Origin of the sequence: Streptomyces sp. NPDC090077 (assembly GCF_044747545.1) — a bacterium.
Taxonomy (GTDB): domain Bacteria; phylum Actinomycetota; class Actinomycetes; order Streptomycetales; family Streptomycetaceae; genus Streptomyces.
The window spans coordinates 834,600-852,324 of sequence record NZ_JBIVEG010000001.1 but is presented as its reverse complement, the minus strand read 5'-3'; the positions used below and the strand labels follow the sequence as shown (position 1 = coordinate 852,324).

Annotated in this window: 18 protein-coding genes; 12 read left to right on the top strand and 6 right to left on the bottom strand. The window is 73.8% G+C overall.

Features of this window, described 5'->3' with window-relative positions; genetic code table 11:
• Positions 1–11 precede the first annotated feature (11 nt).
• Together ACIPW5_RS03750 and ACIPW5_RS03745 are read right to left on the bottom strand one after the other, a co-directional pair.
• Positions 12–1,118, bottom strand: coding sequence for an NUDIX domain-containing protein (locus ACIPW5_RS03750; RefSeq protein WP_401239818.1), 1,107 nt, complete (start codon positions 1,116–1,118; stop codon positions 12–14).
• Between the two features lie 14 nt (positions 1,119–1,132).
• Positions 1,133–1,756, bottom strand: a complete 624-nt coding sequence (locus ACIPW5_RS03745; protein WP_401239815.1) for a LysE/ArgO family amino acid transporter — start codon at positions 1,754–1,756, stop codon at positions 1,133–1,135.
• A 68-nt stretch (positions 1,757–1,824) separates the two neighbouring features.
• Between ACIPW5_RS03745 and ACIPW5_RS03740 the strand changes: the two genes are divergently transcribed.
• The gene (locus tag ACIPW5_RS03740) at positions 1,825–2,730 is read left to right on the top strand and encodes a LysR family transcriptional regulator ArgP (RefSeq protein ID WP_401239813.1); all 906 of its coding nucleotides are present in this window, start codon (positions 1,825–1,827) and stop codon (positions 2,728–2,730) included.
• A gap of 15 nt (positions 2,731–2,745) precedes the next feature.
• On the opposite strand, the gene ACIPW5_RS03735 is transcribed toward ACIPW5_RS03740, so the two are convergent.
• Positions 2,746–3,177 (bottom strand): DUF1398 family protein, encoded by a 432-nt coding sequence (locus tag ACIPW5_RS03735; protein WP_401239811.1) that lies wholly within the window; start codon positions 3,175–3,177, stop codon positions 2,746–2,748.
• 123 nt (positions 3,178–3,300) lie between these two features.
• Here ACIPW5_RS03735 and ACIPW5_RS03730 point away from each other — a divergent pair, with 123 nt between their 5' ends.
• Both ACIPW5_RS03730 and ACIPW5_RS03725 read left to right on the top strand, forming a co-directional pair.
• Positions 3,301–3,816: a MarR family winged helix-turn-helix transcriptional regulator gene (locus ACIPW5_RS03730; protein ID WP_401239809.1), complete on the top strand. Its 516-nt coding sequence runs from the start codon at positions 3,301–3,303 to the stop codon at positions 3,814–3,816.
• Positions 3,813–4,568, top strand: a complete 756-nt coding sequence (locus ACIPW5_RS03725; protein WP_401239807.1) for a DNA alkylation repair protein — start codon at positions 3,813–3,815, stop codon at positions 4,566–4,568. The genes ACIPW5_RS03730 and ACIPW5_RS03725 overlap by 4 nt, the downstream gene beginning before the upstream one ends.
• On the opposite strand, the gene ACIPW5_RS03720 is transcribed toward ACIPW5_RS03725, so the two are convergent.
• The gene (locus ACIPW5_RS03720) at positions 4,546–4,980 is read right to left on the bottom strand and encodes a GNAT family N-acetyltransferase (RefSeq protein WP_401239804.1); all 435 of its coding nucleotides are present in this window, start codon (positions 4,978–4,980) and stop codon (positions 4,546–4,548) included. The genes ACIPW5_RS03725 and ACIPW5_RS03720 overlap by 23 nt on opposite strands.
• 147 nt (positions 4,981–5,127) lie before the next feature.
• Here ACIPW5_RS03720 and ACIPW5_RS03715 point away from each other — a divergent pair, with 147 nt between their 5' ends.
• The 7 genes from ACIPW5_RS03715 (at position 5,128) to ACIPW5_RS03685 (ending at position 13,231) form a co-directional block, all read left to right on the top strand.
• Positions 5,128–5,745, top strand: a complete 618-nt coding sequence (locus ACIPW5_RS03715; protein ID WP_401239801.1) for a dihydrofolate reductase family protein — start codon at positions 5,128–5,130, stop codon at positions 5,743–5,745.
• Between the two features lie 95 nt (positions 5,746–5,840).
• A complete protein-coding gene (locus tag ACIPW5_RS03710) occupies positions 5,841–7,484 on the top strand; it encodes a protein kinase (protein ID WP_401239800.1) in 1,644 nt (547 codons plus the stop codon).
• Positions 7,485–7,583: 99 nt separating this feature from the next.
• The gene (gene corA, locus ACIPW5_RS03705) at positions 7,584–8,666 is read left to right on the top strand and encodes a magnesium/cobalt transporter CorA (RefSeq protein WP_401240104.1); all 1,083 of its coding nucleotides are present in this window, start codon (positions 7,584–7,586) and stop codon (positions 8,664–8,666) included.
• Positions 8,667–8,766: 100 nt separating this feature from the next.
• Positions 8,767–9,348, top strand: coding sequence for a GNAT family N-acetyltransferase (locus tag ACIPW5_RS03700; protein WP_401239797.1), 582 nt, complete (start codon positions 8,767–8,769; stop codon positions 9,346–9,348).
• Positions 9,349–9,489: 141 nt separating this feature from the next.
• A complete protein-coding gene (locus tag ACIPW5_RS03695) occupies positions 9,490–10,308 on the top strand; it encodes a chitosanase (RefSeq protein ID WP_401240102.1) in 819 nt (272 codons plus the stop codon).
• 145 nt (positions 10,309–10,453) lie between these two features.
• Positions 10,454–10,828, top strand: coding sequence for a DUF805 domain-containing protein (locus tag ACIPW5_RS03690; protein ID WP_401239794.1), 375 nt, complete (start codon positions 10,454–10,456; stop codon positions 10,826–10,828).
• 183 nt (positions 10,829–11,011) lie between these two features.
• Positions 11,012–13,231: an NADP-dependent isocitrate dehydrogenase gene (locus tag ACIPW5_RS03685; RefSeq protein WP_401239792.1), complete on the top strand. Its 2,220-nt coding sequence runs from the start codon at positions 11,012–11,014 to the stop codon at positions 13,229–13,231.
• An 85-nt stretch (positions 13,232–13,316) separates the two neighbouring features.
• Here the strand turns inward: ACIPW5_RS03685 and ACIPW5_RS03680 are convergent, their stop codons facing one another.
• Positions 13,317–13,790, bottom strand: coding sequence for a hypothetical protein (locus tag ACIPW5_RS03680; protein ID WP_401239790.1), 474 nt, complete (start codon positions 13,788–13,790; stop codon positions 13,317–13,319).
• A gap of 243 nt (positions 13,791–14,033) precedes the next feature.
• On the opposite strand from ACIPW5_RS03680, the gene ACIPW5_RS03675 reads away from it, so the two are divergent.
• On the top strand, positions 14,034–15,677 hold the full coding sequence (locus ACIPW5_RS03675; RefSeq protein WP_401239788.1) for a glycoside hydrolase family 71 protein: 1,644 nt from the start codon (positions 14,034–14,036) through the stop codon (positions 15,675–15,677).
• 140 nt (positions 15,678–15,817) lie between these two features.
• Positions 15,818–16,975, top strand: coding sequence for an aminotransferase class V-fold PLP-dependent enzyme (locus ACIPW5_RS03670; protein WP_401239785.1), 1,158 nt, complete (start codon positions 15,818–15,820; stop codon positions 16,973–16,975).
• Here the strand turns inward: ACIPW5_RS03670 and cobF are convergent.
• A complete protein-coding gene (gene cobF / locus ACIPW5_RS03665) occupies positions 16,962–17,714 on the bottom strand; it encodes a precorrin-6A synthase (deacetylating) (RefSeq protein ID WP_401239782.1) in 753 nt (250 codons plus the stop codon). The two genes, ACIPW5_RS03670 and cobF, sit on opposite strands and share 14 nt — an antisense overlap.
• Positions 17,715–17,725: the final 11 nt, after the last annotated feature.

The window sequence follows — 17,725 nt, the reverse complement described above, 5'->3', positions numbered from 1 at the left end:
CGCGGGGCCGCTCAGGCCGGGCCCACCCGGCGCCCCGAGTGGAGTTCCAGCGGGCCGGTGCCCTCGGCCAGGGCCGTCAGGCAGGCCTGGATCTGGCGGCGCAGCTTCGGCTTGACCAGCCCCCGCAGCTCCTCGCGGCGCGCCGTGCGCCACTCCAGCAGCTCGGCGGGCGGCAGCCGGATCGCCGCGAACTCGGCCGCGCCCAGGACCCCGCCGTCGTAGAGGAAGCGGATCCGTGCCGGGTAGCCGGGCCGGTGGGTCCAGTTGACGGCGAGGAGGCGGCCCGGGACCCGGTCCAGGCCGGTCTCCTCGCGGACCTCGCGGGCCGCCGCGTCCCGCGGGGTCTCGCCGGTGTCGCTGTCGACGCCCCCGCCGGGCAGCAGCCAGCGGCCCGGCTCCCCGTAGCCGGGGCGGACCAGCAGGACCCCGCCGGACCCGTCGGTGAACAGCACGTTCGCGGCGGTGAGGGCCTTGGGTCGGGCCGCGCGGTGGCCGGCCGGGTCGTAGCGCCCGGCGTGCTCCAGGGCGGCGCGGGCGGCGGGATCCAGCCCGGCGGGGGAGCCGGGCTGCGGGACCCCGTCGACCAGGTGCGCGACGGAGCCGGAGTACAGGGCGGCCAGCCCGGCGCGCAGCCGGGGCGCGAGCCGTTCCGGCAGCTGCTCCGCCGCCTCCTCCGGGAGGAGCCAGCGGGCCTCGGCCACCTCGCCGTCGGGGAAGGGGATCCGCCCGGCGGCGGTGTCGCTCAGCGGCCCGACGAGGTACACGTGGACCACCAGTGAGCGGCCGAGGGCGCCCGGCGGGCAGGAGTCCACGGCCAGCAGCCGGCCGACCGGGGCGGAGAGGCCCAGCTCGTCCTCCAGCTCCCGGGCCAGGCCCTGCTCCGGGGTCTCGGTGTCCGCCACCGTGCCGCCGGGCAGTTCGAGGCAGTCCTTGTACGACGGGGCCAGTACGAGGACCCGTCCGCGCGGGTCCAGCACGATGCCGGTCGCGGCGACGAGCGGGGACGGCTGGGCCGCGTAGGGGGCGCGCACGGCCTCGGGCGACGGGCGGTCGGGCACGGTGGCGGCTCCGGGGTCGGGGTCGAGGGGGGCCGGGTGGCGTACGGGAACCAGTACCACGTCCCGGCCCGTTCTCAGGCCCGCGCGAGGAGCATTCCGCCCATCGTCACCATCGTGGCGGCCACCAGGCCGTCCAGCACCCGCCAGGCGCCGGGCCGCGACAGCAGGCCGCTGAGCAGCCGGGAGCCGTAGCCCAGGGCGGCGAACCAGATCAGGCTGGCCAGCCCGGCCCCGATCCCGAAGACCCAGCGCAGGTCGCCCCGGTCGGCGGCCAGCGAGCCCACCAGCAGGACGGTGTCCAGGTAGACGTGCGGGTTGAGCCAGGTCATCGCCAGGCAGGTGAGAACCGCGGCGCGGACGGATCCGGCCGTGGAGCCCTCCGTGGTGAGGGCGGCGCCCGGGGCGGGGCGCAGCACCCGGCGGGCCGCGAGGATCCCGTAGCAGATCAGGAACCCGCCGCCGGCGACGGCCACGGCGGTCAGGGCGGCGGGCCAGGCGGTGACGAAGGCGCCCACGCCGGCCACGCCGAGGAAGATGAGCACCGCGTCGGAGACGGCGCAGATCGCGACCACCGCCAGGACGGCGTGCCGCCGCGCGCCCTGGCGGAGCACGAAGGCGTTCTGCGCGCCGATCGCGACGATGAGGGAGAGGCCGGTGCCAAAACCGGCCAGGAGTGCTGTGGTGATGCCGTTCGTCATGGTCCGACCGTAAGGACCGCGCGCCCTCGCGTACAGCTAAAGATTTTTACGTATCATTAGCGCTCGTGATGGACGAGCTTCCCCTGGAACAGGTCCGGACCCTCCTCGCGGTCGTGGACGAAGGCACGTTCGACGCGGCAGCCGCTGCCCTGCACGTGACGCCGTCCGCCGTCAGCCAACGGGTCAAGGCACTGGAACAGCGCACCGGACGGGTGCTGCTGATGCGGACCAAGCCGGTCCGGCCGACGGAGTCCGGAGAGGTGGTCATCCGCTTCGCCCGCCAGCTGGCCCGGCTGGAGCGGGACGCGCGCGCCGAGCTGGGCATGGGCATGGCCGACGGCCTCGGCCCGGTCCGGATGCCGATCGCGGTCAACGCCGACTCGCTGGCGACGTGGTTCCTGCCCGCGCTCACCCGGGTGCCGCAGCAGCCGTCCATCTGCTTCGAGCTGTACCGCGAGGACGAGTCCCACACGACGGCGCTGCTGCGCGAGGGCCAGGTCATGGCGGCCGTCACCTCCTCGCCCGACCCGGTGGCCGGGTGCACGGTACGGGCGCTCGGGCTGGCCCGGTACCTGCCGGTGGCGAGCCCCGACTTCGCCGCCCGGCACCTGACCGGGCCCCCGGCCCGGGACCTGCGGGAGGCTCCGCTGATCGTCTTCGACCGGCGCGACGCCCTCCAGGACGACTTCGTTCGCGCGCTCACCGGCGGCGCCTCGCCCGCCTCGGCCGCACGGCACCTCGTACCCACCTCGGAGGGCTACCGGGACGCGGTGGCCGCGGGCCTCGGCTGGGGGCTCGTCCCCGAAACGCAGGCGGAACCGCTGCTGGAGACCGGCGCACTGGTGCCGCTGGCGCCGGGCCGGTGGCTGGACGTGCCGCTGTACTGGCAGCAGTGGAAGCTGGACTCGCCCGCGCTCGCACTCGTCGCCCGCGTGGTCGCCGAGACGGCCATGGAGGAGCTGCGGCCGGCGTAGGGGACGTCCTTCGGGTCAGGCCCTGTCGGGCAGGACGACGGCCGGGTAGTCCTCGGTGTAGGAGTCGCCGCCCGTGCCGTAGTAGGTGCAGGTCCGGGCCGCGGTGTCCACGTCGTACCAGACGACCCCGGCCTCCCACGAGGCGCGGACGAACTCGGGGAAGGCGGTCTTCCCGGCCTGGTCCGCGCGCAGTGCCGCCACCAGGGCCTCCCGGTCGAACGGCGGCGCCTGCACGGGGCCGGTGACCAGCGGCTCGCCCTGGACCACGACGTCGCCGTGCGCGGTCAGGTAGAGGAACGCGTTGGACGGGACGGCCATGCGGCAGCGGGTCACGCCGGCCTGGCGCAGGCTCTCGGCCAGGTAGGGGAAGCCCCCGACCTCGGGGCGGACGGCGGCGCCGCGCTCCAGGGCGGCCTGGAGCGCGGCGATCGCGGTGTTGGTGGTCATGGTGTCTCCCTGGTGCTCCGGTGGGGGGTGCGCGTGCGTCGAGGACGGGGTGCGCGCCGGATATGCCATCATGGTGACATAGCGACAACATGTTGTCGAATACCTGCGAGGGGAGCCGAGGAAATGAGTCAGGAGCTGGCCCTGCTCGTGGCCGACGTGTTCGAGGCCGCGGGCGCGCTGCGCCGCGCGGGCGAGGCGCTGGCGGCGGCGGAAGGGCAGACGCAGGCCCGCTGGCAGCTGATGAGCGTGGTGAGCGAGGAACCCCTGCCCGTGGCACGGGCCGCACGCCGCCTCGGGGTCACCCGGCAGGGCGTGCAGCGCATCGCCAACGAACTCGTACGCGACGGCCTCGGGGAGTTCCGCGACAACCCCGACCACCGCACCTCACCCCTGCTCGCCCTGACCCCCGACGGCCGGCGCGCACTGGCGGCGATCACCCTCCGGGCCGGGGCCGCGCACGGGGTGATGGGGGAGGGGCTCTCCCGGGCCGACCTCGAGGCCGCACGGACCCTGCTGCGGAGGCTGACGAGGCAGACGGACCAGTGGGCGGACTCCGCCGTCGGCGCCGATGCCGCCGGTGCGCGACGCGGTCCACGTTCCCGCGCCGCGGCCGGCCGCACGGCGCAGGACGGATCGTGAGCCGCGACGACGACGCCGCTGCGGCGGCGGACGACCCGGCCCGGGAGATCCGGGCCGCACTGGACGCACTCGCGGACCCGGTCCGCGCCGCGAGCCAACGGGCCTACCTCAAGAGCGACCTGCGCCACCTCGGCATCGGCGTACCCGACCTCCGGCGCTGCGTCACCCGCGGTCGGCGGCGGCTCGGCCGGCTCCCGGCCCCCGAGGTCACGGCCCTCGCCCGCCGCCTGTGGTCCCCGCCCGACGGCGGAGCGCCGGTGTACGAGCACCGCTGGGCGGCCGTCGAGATGCTGGTGCAGTACGCGGGGGCGCTCCGCGCCGCGGACCTGGAGGACGTCGAGGCCCTGCTGCGGGAGTGCCGGACGTGGGCGCTGGTGGACCCGCTGTCCGTGCACTGCGCCGGCGCGGTCGCGCTGGAGCATCCGGCCGCCGGCGCCGTGCTCGACCGCTGGGTCGCCGACCCCGATTTCTGGCTCCGCCGCGCGGCGCTGCTGGCGCTGCTGCCCGGGATCCGCGCCGGCCGGCCCGACACCGGCCGCCTCACCCGTTACGCGGACGCCCTCGTCGGTGAACGGGAGTTCTTCCTCCGCAAGGCTCTGGGCTGGGTACTGCGCGAGACCTCCACCCGCGACCCGGACTTCGTCGTCGGCTGGCTCGAACGCCACGGATCCCGCGTGGCCCCCCTCACCCGCAGGGAGGCGCTGCGCCGCCTGGGCGGGACGGACCAGGTCACCGGCCCAGTGCCCGGCTGAAGTGGAAGGCCACGATGTCCATGCGCTCGCGCAGGTAGAAGCGGTGGGCGTCGGTGCGCTGGGTGCCCGAGTCGAGGTTGAGCTCGTGGCACCCGGCGGCGCGGGCGTGCGCCTCCAGGTGGACGAGGAGTTCGTGCCCGACGCCGGTCGAGCGGGCGGACGCGGCCGTCACCAGATCGTCGACGTAGAGCTTGCGCAAGGAGCTGGTGTTGTCGATGATCCGCCAGCCGGCCGCGCCGACGCAGGCTCCGTCGTCGGCGTAGGCGCCGGTGAAGCGCAGCCCCTGCGCCCGCCCGTGCTCGTACACCTGCCGGAAGAGCGCGTCGGTGAGGTGCGGGCGCAGCTCGCGCAGCACCGGCAGGAGGTCGTCGGTCAGGCGCGGGTCACCGGGTTCGAAGTCGATGATCTTCATTCCCGCACGATACGCGGACCCCTTCGCCGCGAGCGCCCTCACGCAGCCGTGGCGGCACCCCCCCGTCAGCCCGCCCCGCCCGGGTGTGGCCGCCCGCGGCAGGGCGTCTACTGGTCGGGACGGACCCGACGTCCCCGGAGCGCCCCGATGAGGAAGATCACCGCAGAGCTGTTCATCTCGCTCGACGGCGTCGTGGAGGCGCCCCACGAGTGGCACTTCCCCTACTTCGACGACCGGATGGGCGCGGCCGTCGACGCCGTCGTCGGCTCCGCCCGCACCCTGCTCCTCGGCCGCAGGACGTACGAGAGCTTCGCCGGGGCCTGGCCCGGCCGGGAGGCGGCCGGCGGCGAGGACGCCGACTTCGCCAGGCGGCTCGGCGACGCCCGGAAGATCGTCGTGTCGCGCAGGCCGCTCGAATCCACCTGGCGCAACTCCGAACTGCTGGGCGGGGAACTCCTCCAGGCCGTCGAGGCGTTGAAGAACGAGCCGGGGGAGGAGCCGATCGTGATCAGCGGCTCGGTGTCCGTCGTCCGCCGGCTGCTGGCCGCCGGCCTGCTGGACCGGCTCCAGCTGCTCGTCCACCCCGTCGTGCTGGGCAAGGGCATGCGCCTCTTCGAGGAGGGCGAGCCGGCGGTCCCGCTCGAACTGCTCTCCTGCGAGGCCTTCGACACCGGCGTGCTCAACCTCTTCTACGCCCCGGCCGGGCGGCCCGGCAGTGCCGGCTACGAGGAAGCCAGGACCCATCTGCCGCGCGCCGAAGGGTAGGCGGCGGCCGACCGGCCCGCCCGCCGGCCGTGCCTCTACGCTTGTGCCCCGTCAGATCGTCGAGACCGACGACCGGTCGTGGAACGGAGCATGCGGTGCCAGCGGGCCAAGCGGGGGAAGCGAACGACGGGGACCTCGTCGGCAAGGTGCTCGGAGGGCGCTACCGGGTGACCTCCGTGGTCGGCCGGGGCGGCATGGGCGTGGTCGCCCGCGCCGTCGACGAACTGCTCGCCCGGGAGGTCGCCGTCAAGGTCCTGCGGGCCTACACCGACTCCGGCGACGCCGAACTGGCCGAGCTGCGCACCCGGATGGAGCGCGAGGCGCAGGCCGCCGCCCGGATCCGGCACCCCGGGGTGGTCACCGTCCACGACGTCACGCACGAGCAGGGCCTGCCCGTCATCGTCATGGAACTCGTCGACGGGCCCTCGCTCGACGACTCGGTGACCCGGTACGGCGCCCTCGACCCGCAGGAGGCCGCCGCGATCGGCGCCAAGCTGATGGACGCCCTGGACGCCGCGCACCGGGCGGGCGTCCTGCACCGGGACGTGAAGCCGGGGAACGTGCTGCTGGAGCGGGGCGGCCGGGTCGTGCTCACCGACTTCGGCATCGCCACCATCGAGTCCTCCGACGACGATGCCCTGGCGAAGCTCACCCGGAGCGGCCAGCTGGTCGGCTCGCTCGACTACCTGCCGCCGGAGCGCGCGCAGGGCAGGGAGCCCGGCCCCGCCTCGGACATCTGGTCGCTCGGGATGACCCTCTACGCCGCGGTGGAGGGGGTGTCGCCGTTCACCCGCACCTCGGTGTGGTCCACGCTGGCGGCGATCGTCGGCGACCCGCTGCCCGAGCCGCGGCGCGCGGGGCCGCTCGCCCCGGTGCTGCGGGCGCTGATGGCGAAGGAGCCGGAGCACCGGCCGACCGCCGAGCAGGCCCGCGCGATGCTGGAACAGGTGGCGGCGGGCGGCGCGGCCCCGGCGCCGTCGCCCTACGTCCCGGCGCCCGCACCGGTTTCGGCCCCGGCGCCCGGCTTCGGGCCCCCGCCGCCGGCCGTCCCCGGCGGCGTAACGTTTCCGCTGCGTCCCGCCCCCGCCCCGCAGCCCGGCTTCCCGCCACAGGGACCCCCGTCCGGGCAGCCGCCCACGGCCGCCCGGTCCGGCCCGGCGGACGCGGACCGGGCGCGCCGCCGCAGCCGCACCGCGATCGCCGTCGCGGTGGCCGCGGTACTCGGCGCGGGCGGGGTCACATACGCCCTGACCTCGGGCGGCGGCGGCCGCACGGACGCGGTGGCGCCCACCCCGGCGGCCGGCGGTTCCCCGGCGGCGGGCGGGCAGCCGGGCGCGGGCAGCCCCACCCCCTCGCCCTCCGGCTCCGGGCCCACGGCCAAGCCGTCTGCGAGCGCCTCGAAGAAGCCGGGCACGCCGTCACCCTCCGGGAAGTCGCCCTCGGCCGCCCCGGGCAAGCCCGCCCCGGTGCCGACGGGCTGCGCGGGCTGGACCCACCGGGACCCGACGCCGGGGACATACGGGTATATATCAGGTGACCACCACCTGCTGGCCGCCCCGTACCAGCAGTGCACGAAGGGCACGCTGGTCAAGGACGGCACGAAGCTCTGGTACCACTGCTACGCCGTCAACTCGTACGGCAACCAGTGGACGTTCGTGCGCGTGGAGGGCACCAACGCCACCGGCTGGCTCTACAACCGCGACCTCAAGGGGCAGAAGGGCTCGTCCCCGGCCTGCTAGACCCGGTGCGGGCGCGGCGGCGCGGGCGCGTGGCGGGGCCGGGGGCGGGGCGGTGGCAGACTGGCCGCTGATCCGCCGAAGGGGAGTACGTCCGTGTCCATGTTCAGCAACCTGCGCCGTGCCGTGCGCCGCGGCTACCGGCGGGCCGTCGACCTCAGCCACCCCGCCCGCTCCCCGCTCGGCAGCGCCGTCGTCAACTGCGTGGTCTACCAGGACGGCATCCGCCAGGACGGCTGCGCCGAGGTGGAGGAGGCCCTGCGCCGGGTCCGCAAGACGGGCGCCGGATTCGTCTGGATCGGCCTGCACGAGCCCTCGCAGCAGGAGTTGGCCGGCCTCGCTGAGCTCTTCGGCCTGCACCCCCTCGCCGTCGAGGACGCCGTCAACGCGCACCAGCGGCCGAAGGTGGAGCGCTACGACGAGACGCTCTTCGCCGTGTTCAAGACCGTGCGCTACGTCGAGCACGAGGAGCTGACCGCGACGAGCGAGGTGGTGGAGACCGGCGAGCTGATGGCCTTCATCGGCGAGGACTTCGTCATCACCATCCGGCACGGCGGCCGCGGCACGCTCGGCCCGGTCCGCGAGGCCCTGGAGGCGGAGCCGGAGCAGCTGGCCAAGGGTCCGGCGGCGGTGCTGCACGCGATGGCGGACCACGTGGTGGACGACTACGTGGCCGTCACGGACGCGGTGCAGAGCGACATGGACGCCGTGGAGACGGCCGTGTTCAGCGAGCACGGCGGCCGGGGCGACGCGGGCCGGATCTACCAGCTCAAGCGCGAACTCCTCGAACTGCGCCGGGCGGTGGCCCCCCTCGGCCGCCCGCTCCAGCACCTGGCCACGCAGCCGATACCGGTGATCCCGCCGGAGGTCCGGGCGTACTTCCGCGACGTCGCCGACCACCTGACGCGGGCGACCGAGCAGATCGGGGCCTACGACGGGCTCCTCGACTCCATCCTCCAGGCCCACCTCGCGCAGGTGACGGTCGCCCAGAACGAGGACATGCGCAAGATCACGGCGTGGGCGGCCATAGTGGCCGTGCCGACCATGGTCTGCGGGGTGTACGGGATGAACTTCGACCACATGCCCGAACTGCACTGGACCTACGGGTACCCGCTCGTGCTCGCCGTGATGGCGGTCGCCTGCTTCGTCATCCACCGGGGGTTCCGCCGCAACGGCTGGATCTGAACCGTCGTCCCGGCCCGTGAAACAGGGGTGAAGCCGGCGGGAGTGCCGCGTAGGGTCCGGCCGGCAACAGTGGATCCTCGAAGGAAACGGCAGGTCGGGCATGGAACTGGTCGGCGAGCGGGTGCGGCTGGAGCCCCTGGAGCAGCGGCACCACGACGGACTGTTCGAGGCGGTGCGCGACGGGAGCCTGTGGGAGCTCGCGGTGACCCTGGTGCCGCACCCGAGGGACGTGCGCGGCTTCATCGCCGACGCCGTCGCGGCGCGCGAGGACGGCCGGGAGCTCGCGTACGCGACGGTGGACCCGGCCACGGGCCGGATCGCCGGCTCGACCCGGCTCATGATGATCAACACCGCGCACCGGCGGCTGGAGATCGGCTGGACCTTCCTCGGCCGGACCTGGCAGCGCACGGGGATGAACGCCGAGGCCAAGCTGCTGATGCTCACGTACGCCTTCGAGGAGCTCGGGATGAACCGGGTCGAGCTGCTGACGGACGTGCGCAATGCCGCCTCGCGGGCCGCGATCGCCCGGCTCGGCGCGACCCAGGAGGGGATCATGCGCCGGCACATGGTGATGCGGGACGGCCACGTGCGGGACACGGTGGTCTTCGCGCTCACCGGCCCGGAGTGGCCGGACGCGAAGCGGGCCCTGCGGGAGCGGCTGGCGGTGCGGCGGGAGGGCTGAGCTCCCGGAGGGGCGGATTCCGGACGTCTCGTCCGGAGGGGTGTTCCCTGTCTCCGATATCTGGTAGGAAAGTTTCCTAACGGATCAGGGAAGACTCAACCACCCCACGGAGGCCCTGTGTTCACTTCCCGTCGCAAGACGATGGCCGTCGGTGCCGTGCTCGGCGCCGCCCTCCTCGCGGCCCCGGCCGCGGCGCACGCCACCGCCGCGCCGGCCGCCGCACCCGCATCCGCTGCCGCCGCGGCGGCCGCGACCGGACTCGACGACCCGGCGAAGAAGGACGTCGCCATGCAGATCGTGTCGAGTGCCGAGAACTCCTCCCTCGACTGGAGGGCCCAGTACAAGTACATCGAGGACATAGGCGACGGCCGCGGCTACACCGCCGGCATCATCGGCTTCTGTTCCGGCACCGGCGACATGCTCGACCTCGTCGAGTACTACACCCAGGTCAAGCCGGGCAACGTGCTGGCCAAGTACCTGCCCGCGCTCCGCAAGGTCAACGGCAGCGACTCGCACGCCGGGCTCGACCCGAACTTCACCAAGGACTGGGCCAGGGCCGCCCAGGACGCGGAGTTCAGGAAGGCCCAGGACCACGAGCGCGACCGGGTCTACTTCGGTCCGGCCGTCAAGCAGGGCAAGTCGGACGGGGTCGGCACCCTCGGCCAGTTCATCTACTACGACGCCATCGTCATGCACGGCGACGGGAGCGACTCCACCAGCTTCCGCAACATCCGCAAGCGCGCCCTCGCCAAGGCCAAGCCCCCGGCCCAGGGCGGCAACGAGACCGCCTGGCTGAACGCCTTCCTCGACGCCCGGGTCTGGGCGATGAAGCAGGAGGAGGCCCACAGCGACACCAGCCGGGTCGACACCGCCCAGCGGGTCTTCCTGAGGAAGGGCAATCTGAACCTCGACACCCCGCTGGAGTGGAAGGTCTACGGGGACTCCTACCGCATCGGCTGAGGCGCCCGGGGCGCCTGTGGCAGACGTCGTCAACTCCCTTTGAAACCAAGGTCGGTGGCCTAATTCAGGCGCCTTCCGGTGGCTTGGGCCCGATGGTCCGAGGGCATAACCCGGGCCCGGCCCCTTCCAGGCCGAAGGGCCGTCGATGCCGTCCATAGGGGGACTCGTGCACTACTACGTCGACGTCATCAAGCGCTACGCGGACTTCTCCGGCCGCGCGCGCCGCCAGGAGTACTGGATGTTCGTCCTGTGCAGCATCCCGATCATGGCCGTGGCCATCGCCCTCGACTTCGTGCTCGGGAGCTACCCGGTCATCTTCTACATCTACAACCTCGGCGTGTTCCTCCCCACCCTGGGCCTGAGCATCCGCCGTCTGCACGACACCGGCAGGTCCGGCTGGTGGTACCTGATCGGCTTCATCCCCTTCGTGGGCTGGATCGCGATCATCGTCCTGATGGCCATCGAGGGCGACGCCGGACCGAACGAGTACGGCGCGAGCCCCAAGCAGGTCACCGCCTGAAACGCACGGCGCAGCGGCGCCGCCGCCGGCCCCGGAGGCCGGAGGCGGCGCCTTTCGCGTTCCCGTGACGCGCGTCTCCCCGGTCTTGTGGCAGGGGGCTGTCCAGACATGCCCGATCACGAGATATCTTGATGTCGAGCAATGTTGCAGACGAGAGACGCAGACTGTGGAGCGGAGCATCCGGTGACTGACTCGACCATCATCTACACGCACACTGACGAGGCCCCGGCCCTCGCGACGTATTCCTTCCTGCCTGTGATCCAGGCCTACGCGTCGACGGCCGGTGTGAATGTCGAGACCCGTGACATCTCCCTGGCCGGTCGGATCATCGCCGTCTTCCCCGAGTACCTCGAGGAGGGGCAGCGGATCGCCGACGCCCTCGCCGAGCTCGGCGAGCTGGCGAAGACCCCCGAGGCCAACATCATCAAGCTGCCCAACATCTCGGCTTCGATCCCGCAGCTGAAGGCCGCGGTCGCCGAGCTCCAGGGTCAGGGCTACGCCCTTCCGGACTACCCGGACGACCCGAAGTCGGACGAGGAGCGCGAGATCCGTGCCCGCTACGACAAGGTCAAGGGCAGCGCCGTCAACCCGGTCCTGCGCGAGGGCAACTCCGACCGCCGCGCCCCCGCCTCGGTGAAGAACTACGCGAAGGCCCACCCGCACCGCATGGGTGCCTGGTCCTCCGAGTCGAAGACGAACGTCGCCACCATGGGCGAGAACGACTTCCGCTCCACCGAGAAGTCCGCCGTGATCGCCGAGGCCGGCGCGCTGCGCATCGAGCACGTCGCCGCCGACGGCACCACCACGGTGCTGCGCGAGTCCGTACCGGTCCTCGCCGGTGAGGTCGTGGACGCGTCCGTCCTGCACGTCGACGCCCTGCGCACCTTCCTGAACGACCAGATCGAGCGTGCCAAGGCCGAGGGCGTCCTGTTCTCCGTGCACCTCAAGGCCACGATGATGAAGGTCTCCGACCCGATCATCTTCGGCCACGTGGTCCGCGCCTTCTTCCCGAAGACCTTCGCCCGCTACGGCGAGACCCTCGCCGCCGCCGGCCTGTCCCCGAACGACGGCCTCGGCACCATCCTGAACGGCCTGGGCGGCCTCGCCGACGGCGACGCCATCAAGGCCTCCTTCGACGCCGAGATCGCCGAGGGCCCGGCCCTCGCGATGGTCGACTCCGACAAGGGCATCACCAACCTGCACGTGCCGTCCGACGTCATCGTCGACGCCTCCATGCCGGCCATGATCCGCACCTCCGGCCACATGTGGGGCCCGGACGGCGCCGAGGCCGACACCCTCGCCGTCCTCCCGGACAGCAGCTACGCGGGCGTCTACCAGGCCGTCGTCGAGGACTGCCGCGCCCACGGCGCCTTCGACCCGGCCACCATGGGCTCGGTGCCGAACGTCGGCCTGATGGCCCAGAAGGCCGAGGAGTACGGCAGCCACGACAAGACCTTCGAGATCGCCGCCGCGGGCACCGTCCGCGTCGTCGACGCCGCGGGCGACGTGCTCATCGAGCAGGAGGTCGCCGTCGGCGACATCTTCCGCGCCTGCCAGACCAAGGACCTGCCGATCCAGGACTGGGTCAAGCTCGCCGTCACCCGCGCCCGCGCCACCGGCGCCCCGGCCGTCTTCTGGCTCGACGAGACCCGCGCCCACGACGCGCAGCTCATCGCCAAGGTCAAGACGTACCTCGCGGACCACGACACCGAGGGCCTGACCATCGAGGTCCTCTCCCCGGTCGAGGCCACGAAGTACTCCCTGGAGCGCATCCGCCGCGGCGAGGACACCATCTCGGTGACCGGCAACGTGCTGCGCGACTACCTGACCGACCTCTTCCCGATCCTGGAGCTGGGCACCAGCGCCAAGATGCTGTCGGTCGTCCCGCTGATGGCGGGCGGCGGCCTCTTCGAGACGGGCGCCGGCGGCTCCGCCCCGAAGCACGTCCAGCAGCTGGTCAAGGAGAACTACCTCCGCTGGGACTCGCTGGGCGAGTTCTTCGCGCTGGCCGCCTCCTTCGAGCACCTCGCCGCCACCACCGGCAACGCCCGCGCCCAGGTCCTGGCCGACACCCTGGACCGCGCCACCGGCACCTTCCTCAACGAGGACAAGTCGCCGACCCGTCGCCTCGGCGGCATCGACAACCGCGGCAGCCACTTCTTCCTCGCCCTGTACTGGGCGCAGGAGCTGTCCCGCCAGATCGACGACCCGAAGCTCGCCGCGGCCTTCGACCCGCTCGCCAAGACGCTGGCCGAGTCCGAGCAGAAGATCGTCGCCGAGCTGAACGCCGTCCAGGGCGCCCCGGCCGAGATCGGCGGCTACTACCAGCCCGACCCGGCCAAGGCGGCCGAGGTGATGCGTCCCTCCGCGACGCTGAACCAGGCGCTCGCCCTCCTGGGCTGACCCCGGGGACAGCGGGCCGTACGCGTTCCGCCCCGGCCGGGCCCCGTGCCCGGCCGGGGCGGACCCGTGTCCGGACGCCCGCGGTTCAGAGCCGGTGCACCCGCCCCTGCCCCACGGCGAGCGGGTGCCGGCCGGACGCCAGGATGCGCAGGCCGGGCGCTGCGGCGAGCAGGTCCCGCAGCCAGGCCAGCGCCTCCGGGCCGAGCCGGTCGCTGCCGTCCAGGACCAGCAGCATGTCCCGCTCCGCCAGCCAGGAGGCGGCGTTCGCCGTGCCGCAGGGCAGGAAGGGCATGCCCGGTACGCAGCCCAGCGCGGCCACCAGGCCGCGTACCCCGCCGTCCGGGCTCACGGTGACCACGGCGGCCCCGTCGCAGAAGTTGGACGCCAGCCGCCGGGCGACCTCGCGCACCAGCAGGCTGCGGGCTTCGTGGAACCGGCCCGTGACCGTCAGCACCCGGCCCCGCCGGACGGCGGTGAGCAGGCAGGAGAGTCCGGTGGACGTGGTCGGCAGTGTTCCGGTCGCTCCGCCCGATGACGTCGGCCGGGAGTCCCCCATCATCACGATGCCCCCCGTTGCATACGTGACCCAGTACGGCACGAGGGTTGTTTCGCGCCGCGTGACGACGATTATGCGTCAATTCGGCCGCATGGCCAGGGGAATGTCGTATTCCGGTGCATGGTCCGAGAACGCCCCGGCCGGACGGGGCCCTGCCGGGCCGGCGAACGGCCGTCGGCAGGGCGCGGACCGGCTCTGCTGCCGGACAGCCCCGGCCGCAGGGGCGATGTCACCGGGAGGGGCCAGATGACAGCGCACCGGCGGCGCTGCCGCCCGTCCGGACACCGGCTCGCCGTGCTGCTCGGCGTCCTCCTGCTCGTCTGCGCCGCCGCAGCGGCCGGCCTCGCCTGGGACCCCTTCACGGCCGCCGCCGGCCAGGACACCGCCGCGCCCGCCGCCGGCGCGCCCCCGGCCCCCGGGCCCTCCGCCCGGTCGGGCCCCGTCGGGCAGAGCCCGGCACCGCCCTCCCCGGCACCGCCCTCCCCGACGCCCCCGGCCCCGAGCGGCACCACCGCCCGGCCCGCCCCCGGGCCGCTGCCGTTCGACCTGCCCGCGCCGGCCGCGCTCCGCTCCGGCGGCGCCGGCCGCAAGCTGGTGTTCGCCCATTACTTCACCCCGTACCCGCTCTCCCTCGACAACGCGAGCGCCGAAGCCGACTACTACACCCGCAACTACCTCGACCCCCGGGGCGAGGACGGCAAGCACCAGCGCTACGGCGGCCTGCTCCGCGACCGCCCGCAGCCCGTGCCGCCCCGGGACGGCGACTGGGAGTACGCCAACCTCCGGCAGGAGGTCCGCACCGCCCGCGACGCGGGCATCGACGGCTTCACCCTCGACCTGCTCTCCCTCACCGGCAAGCACCGCGAGCGCGCGGAGCTGCTGATGAGGGCGGCCCACGAGACCGACCCCGCCTTCAAGATCATGCTCATGCCGGACATGACCGCACTGGACACCGACGACCCCACGGTGCTCGCCGACGCCCTCGACGCCCTCGGCAGGAACCCCGCCGCGCACCGGCTCGACGACGGCCGGCTCGTCGTGTCCCCCTTCAAGGCCGAGCAGAAGAGCGCCGACTGGTGGCGCCGCGTCCTGGACCTGCTGGACTCCCGGCACGGGGTCCGCACCGCCCTCGTCCCCCTCTTCCTCGACCTCGGCGCGCACGCCGACGCCTTCGCACCCCTCAGCCACGGGTTCTCCGAGTGGGGCAGCCGCAGCCACACGGGCCAGCAGGGCGCCACCGACGACGTCCGGCGGGCGCACGCCAAGGGCAGGATCTGGATGCAGCCCGTGTCCGTCCAGGACGCCCGCCCCAACCAGGGGGTCTACGACGAGGCCGGCAACACCGCCACCCTGCGCTCCACCTGGACCCACGCCATCGAGGACGGCGCCGACTGGGTGCAGCTGACCACCTGGAACGACTACTCCGAGGGCAGCCAGTTCGCCCCGTCCCAGCACAACGGCCACGCCTACCTGGACCTCACCTCGTACTACCTGACCCGCTTCAAGACCGGCGGCTGGCCCCCGATCGTGCGCGACACGCTCTACCTCACCGGCCGCACCCAGTTCGCCGCCGCCGTCCCGACGGGCGGCCAGTCCCTGCTGATGTCCCTGCGCGAGGGCAGCGCCCCGGCCCGGGACACGGTGGAGGTGCTCAGCTTCCTGACCGGGCCCGCGACCGTCCGCAGCACCGTCGGCCCTGCCGTACGGGAGTACCCGGCCCCGGCCGGCGTCCACGCCGAACTGCTGCCCCTGCGCCCCGGGACCAGCTCGGCGGAGGCGGCCCGCGGCGGGAAGGCCACGGCGCGGGTGGAACTGCCGTACCCCGTGGACCACCAGGTGCCGGTGCAGGACCTCCAGTACCACGCGGCGACCAGCGGCCGCCCGCGCTGACGGGACCCCGGCGGGGGCCGGACACCGGCCGGGCAGGCCAATCCGGCGCAAGCGGCCCTTCCGTCCGGGCCGCCGAGACCCCATGATCCGGGTGCGGGCCCACGAGGCCCGCACCCGACACGTCCCGCCCGGAGGTCACCGTGCCCGCGCCGTCCGCCCCCTCAGCCCCGCCCGCCTACCCCGGCGGCCCCGGCCTCTTCCGGCTGGACCCCGCCGTCGCCCACCTCAACCACGGCTCCTACGGCGCCGTCCCGCTCCCCGTGCAGGAAGCCCAGGAGGCCCTGCGGGCAGAGGCCCACGCCGACCCCGACGCCTTCTTCTTCGCCCTCCCCGACCGGCTGGCCGCCGCCCGCACCCGGATCGCGGCCCGGCTGGGCACCGACCCGGACGGCCTCGCGTTCATCTCCAACGCCACCGAGGGCGCCAACCTCGCCTTCGAGGCCGTCCCGCTCAGCGACGGCGACGAGGTGCTCGTCACCGACCACGGCTACGGCACCGTCACCGCGGCCGCCGCCCGCTGCGCCCGCGTGACCACCGTCGCCCTGGACCCGCACCTGCCCGACGAGGACGCCGTGCGCGAGACCGTGCTGGCCGCGCTCACGCCCCGCACCAAGGCGGTCCTGCTCGACCACGTCAGCTCGCCCACCGCCCGGCTCATCGCCTCCCCCCGGCTGCTCGCCGAGCTCTCGGAGCGCGGGATCACCACCGTCGTCGACGGCGCCCACACCCCGGGCATGCTGGCCGAGCCGGTCGCCGCCGGCGCCGACTTCTGGTTCGGCAACCTCCACAAGTGGGGCTACGCGCCCTCCGGCACCGCCCTGCTCGCCGTCGCCCCCGCCCACCGGGCCCGGGTCCGCTCCCTCTCCCCGTCCTGGCAGGACCACCTCGGCTACCCGCGCTCCGTCGAATTCCGCGCCACCGCCGACTACACCGGCTGGCTGGCCGCCCCCGAGGGCCTCGACCTCATCGAACGGCTCGGCGCCGACGGGGTCCGCGCCCACAACGAGGCCCTCGCCGCGTACGGGGCCGCGCTGCTCGCCCGCATCCCCGGCCTGACCCCGCTCCCGCACACCCCGGGCCTGGCCATGCGCTCCCTGCTGCTGCCGCCCGGCACCGCCGAGACCCAGGACGCCGCCGCGGCCCTGCGCGAGGAGATCGCCGCGAAGGCCCGCATCCGCACCCTGGTCTGGGCCCGTCCGGGCGGCGGCGGCATCCGGGTCTGCGGACAGCTCTACAACCGCGCCGAGGAGTACGAGCGCCTCGCCGAGGTCCTGCCCGCCTTCCTCAGGAGCGCCTGAGCAGATAGGTGTCCATGATCCAGCCCTTGCGGGCGCGGGCCTCGGTCCGCAGCTCCTCGATGCGGCCGGACACCTCCGCCAGCTTCCCCTGCACCAGGATCTCGTCCGGGGTGCCCACGTAGGCGCCCCAGTAGATGTACAGGTCCTGGTCCAGGTGGGCGGTGAAGGCGTGCCGGGCGTCCAGCATCACCACCACGTCGTCCACGTCCTCCGGCCAGCCCTCCGCCAGCCGCCGGCCGGTGGTGATCTGGACCGGCCGCCCGACCCGGTTCAGGTTGGTCCGGTGCCTGGCCAGCAGCGCCGACACGCTGCTGATGCCGGGCACCACCTCGTGCTCGAACGCCACCCGGCCGTGCTCCAGCACCTCTTCCAGGATCGCGAGGGTGGAGTCGTACAGGGACGGGTCGCCCCACACCAGGAACGCGCCCGTCTCGCCCTCCGCCAGGTCCTCGGCGATGAACCGCTCGAAGATCTCCGCCCGCGCACTGCGCCAGCCGTCCACCGTCGGGGCGTACTGCGCCGGATCCCGGTCCCGGTCCGGGTCGCGGCCCTCCACCAGCCGGTGGCCCGGACGGGCGTGCGCGTCGAGCATCGCCCGCCGCAGACCGGTCAGGTCCGACTTCTCCTCCCCCTTCTCCAGGATGAGGAATGCGTCCGCCGCGCCGATCGCCCTGACCGCCTGGAGGGTCAGGTGCTCCGGGTCGCCCGCGCCTATGCCGATGACTGAGAACTTCTTCACCGGGCTATTGT

What these genes read in the sequence shown, in the direction of transcription:
- corA (WP_401240104.1), top strand. Translation starts at nt 7,584, where the DNA reads ATGTTCAGCAACCTGCGCCGTGCCGTGCGCCGCGGCTACCGGCGGGCC.
- ACIPW5_RS03740 (WP_401239813.1), top strand. Translation starts at nt 1,825, where the DNA reads ATGGACGAGCTTCCCCTGGAACAGGTCCGGACCCTCCTCGCGGTCGTG.
- ACIPW5_RS03695 (WP_401240102.1), top strand. Translation starts at nt 9,490, where the DNA reads ATGGCCGTCGGTGCCGTGCTCGGCGCCGCCCTCCTCGCGGCCCCGGCC.
- ACIPW5_RS03720 (WP_401239804.1), bottom strand. Translation starts at nt 4,980, where the DNA reads ATGAAGATCATCGACTTCGAACCCGGTGACCCGCGCCTGACCGACGAC.
- ACIPW5_RS03690 (WP_401239794.1), top strand. Translation starts at nt 10,454, where the DNA reads ATGCCGTCCATAGGGGGACTCGTGCACTACTACGTCGACGTCATCAAG.
- ACIPW5_RS03680 (WP_401239790.1), bottom strand. Translation starts at nt 13,790, where the DNA reads ATGATGGGGGACTCCCGGCCGACGTCATCGGGCGGAGCGACCGGAACA.
- ACIPW5_RS03730 (WP_401239809.1), top strand. Translation starts at nt 3,301, where the DNA reads ATGAGTCAGGAGCTGGCCCTGCTCGTGGCCGACGTGTTCGAGGCCGCG.
- ACIPW5_RS03715 (WP_401239801.1), top strand. Translation starts at nt 5,128, where the DNA reads ATGAGGAAGATCACCGCAGAGCTGTTCATCTCGCTCGACGGCGTCGTG.
- ACIPW5_RS03675 (WP_401239788.1), top strand. Translation starts at nt 14,034, where the DNA reads ATGACAGCGCACCGGCGGCGCTGCCGCCCGTCCGGACACCGGCTCGCC.
- ACIPW5_RS03735 (WP_401239811.1), bottom strand. Translation starts at nt 3,177, where the DNA reads ATGACCACCAACACCGCGATCGCCGCGCTCCAGGCCGCCCTGGAGCGC.
- ACIPW5_RS03700 (WP_401239797.1), top strand. Translation starts at nt 8,767, where the DNA reads ATGGAACTGGTCGGCGAGCGGGTGCGGCTGGAGCCCCTGGAGCAGCGG.
- ACIPW5_RS03745 (WP_401239815.1), bottom strand. Translation starts at nt 1,756, where the DNA reads ATGACGAACGGCATCACCACAGCACTCCTGGCCGGTTTTGGCACCGGC.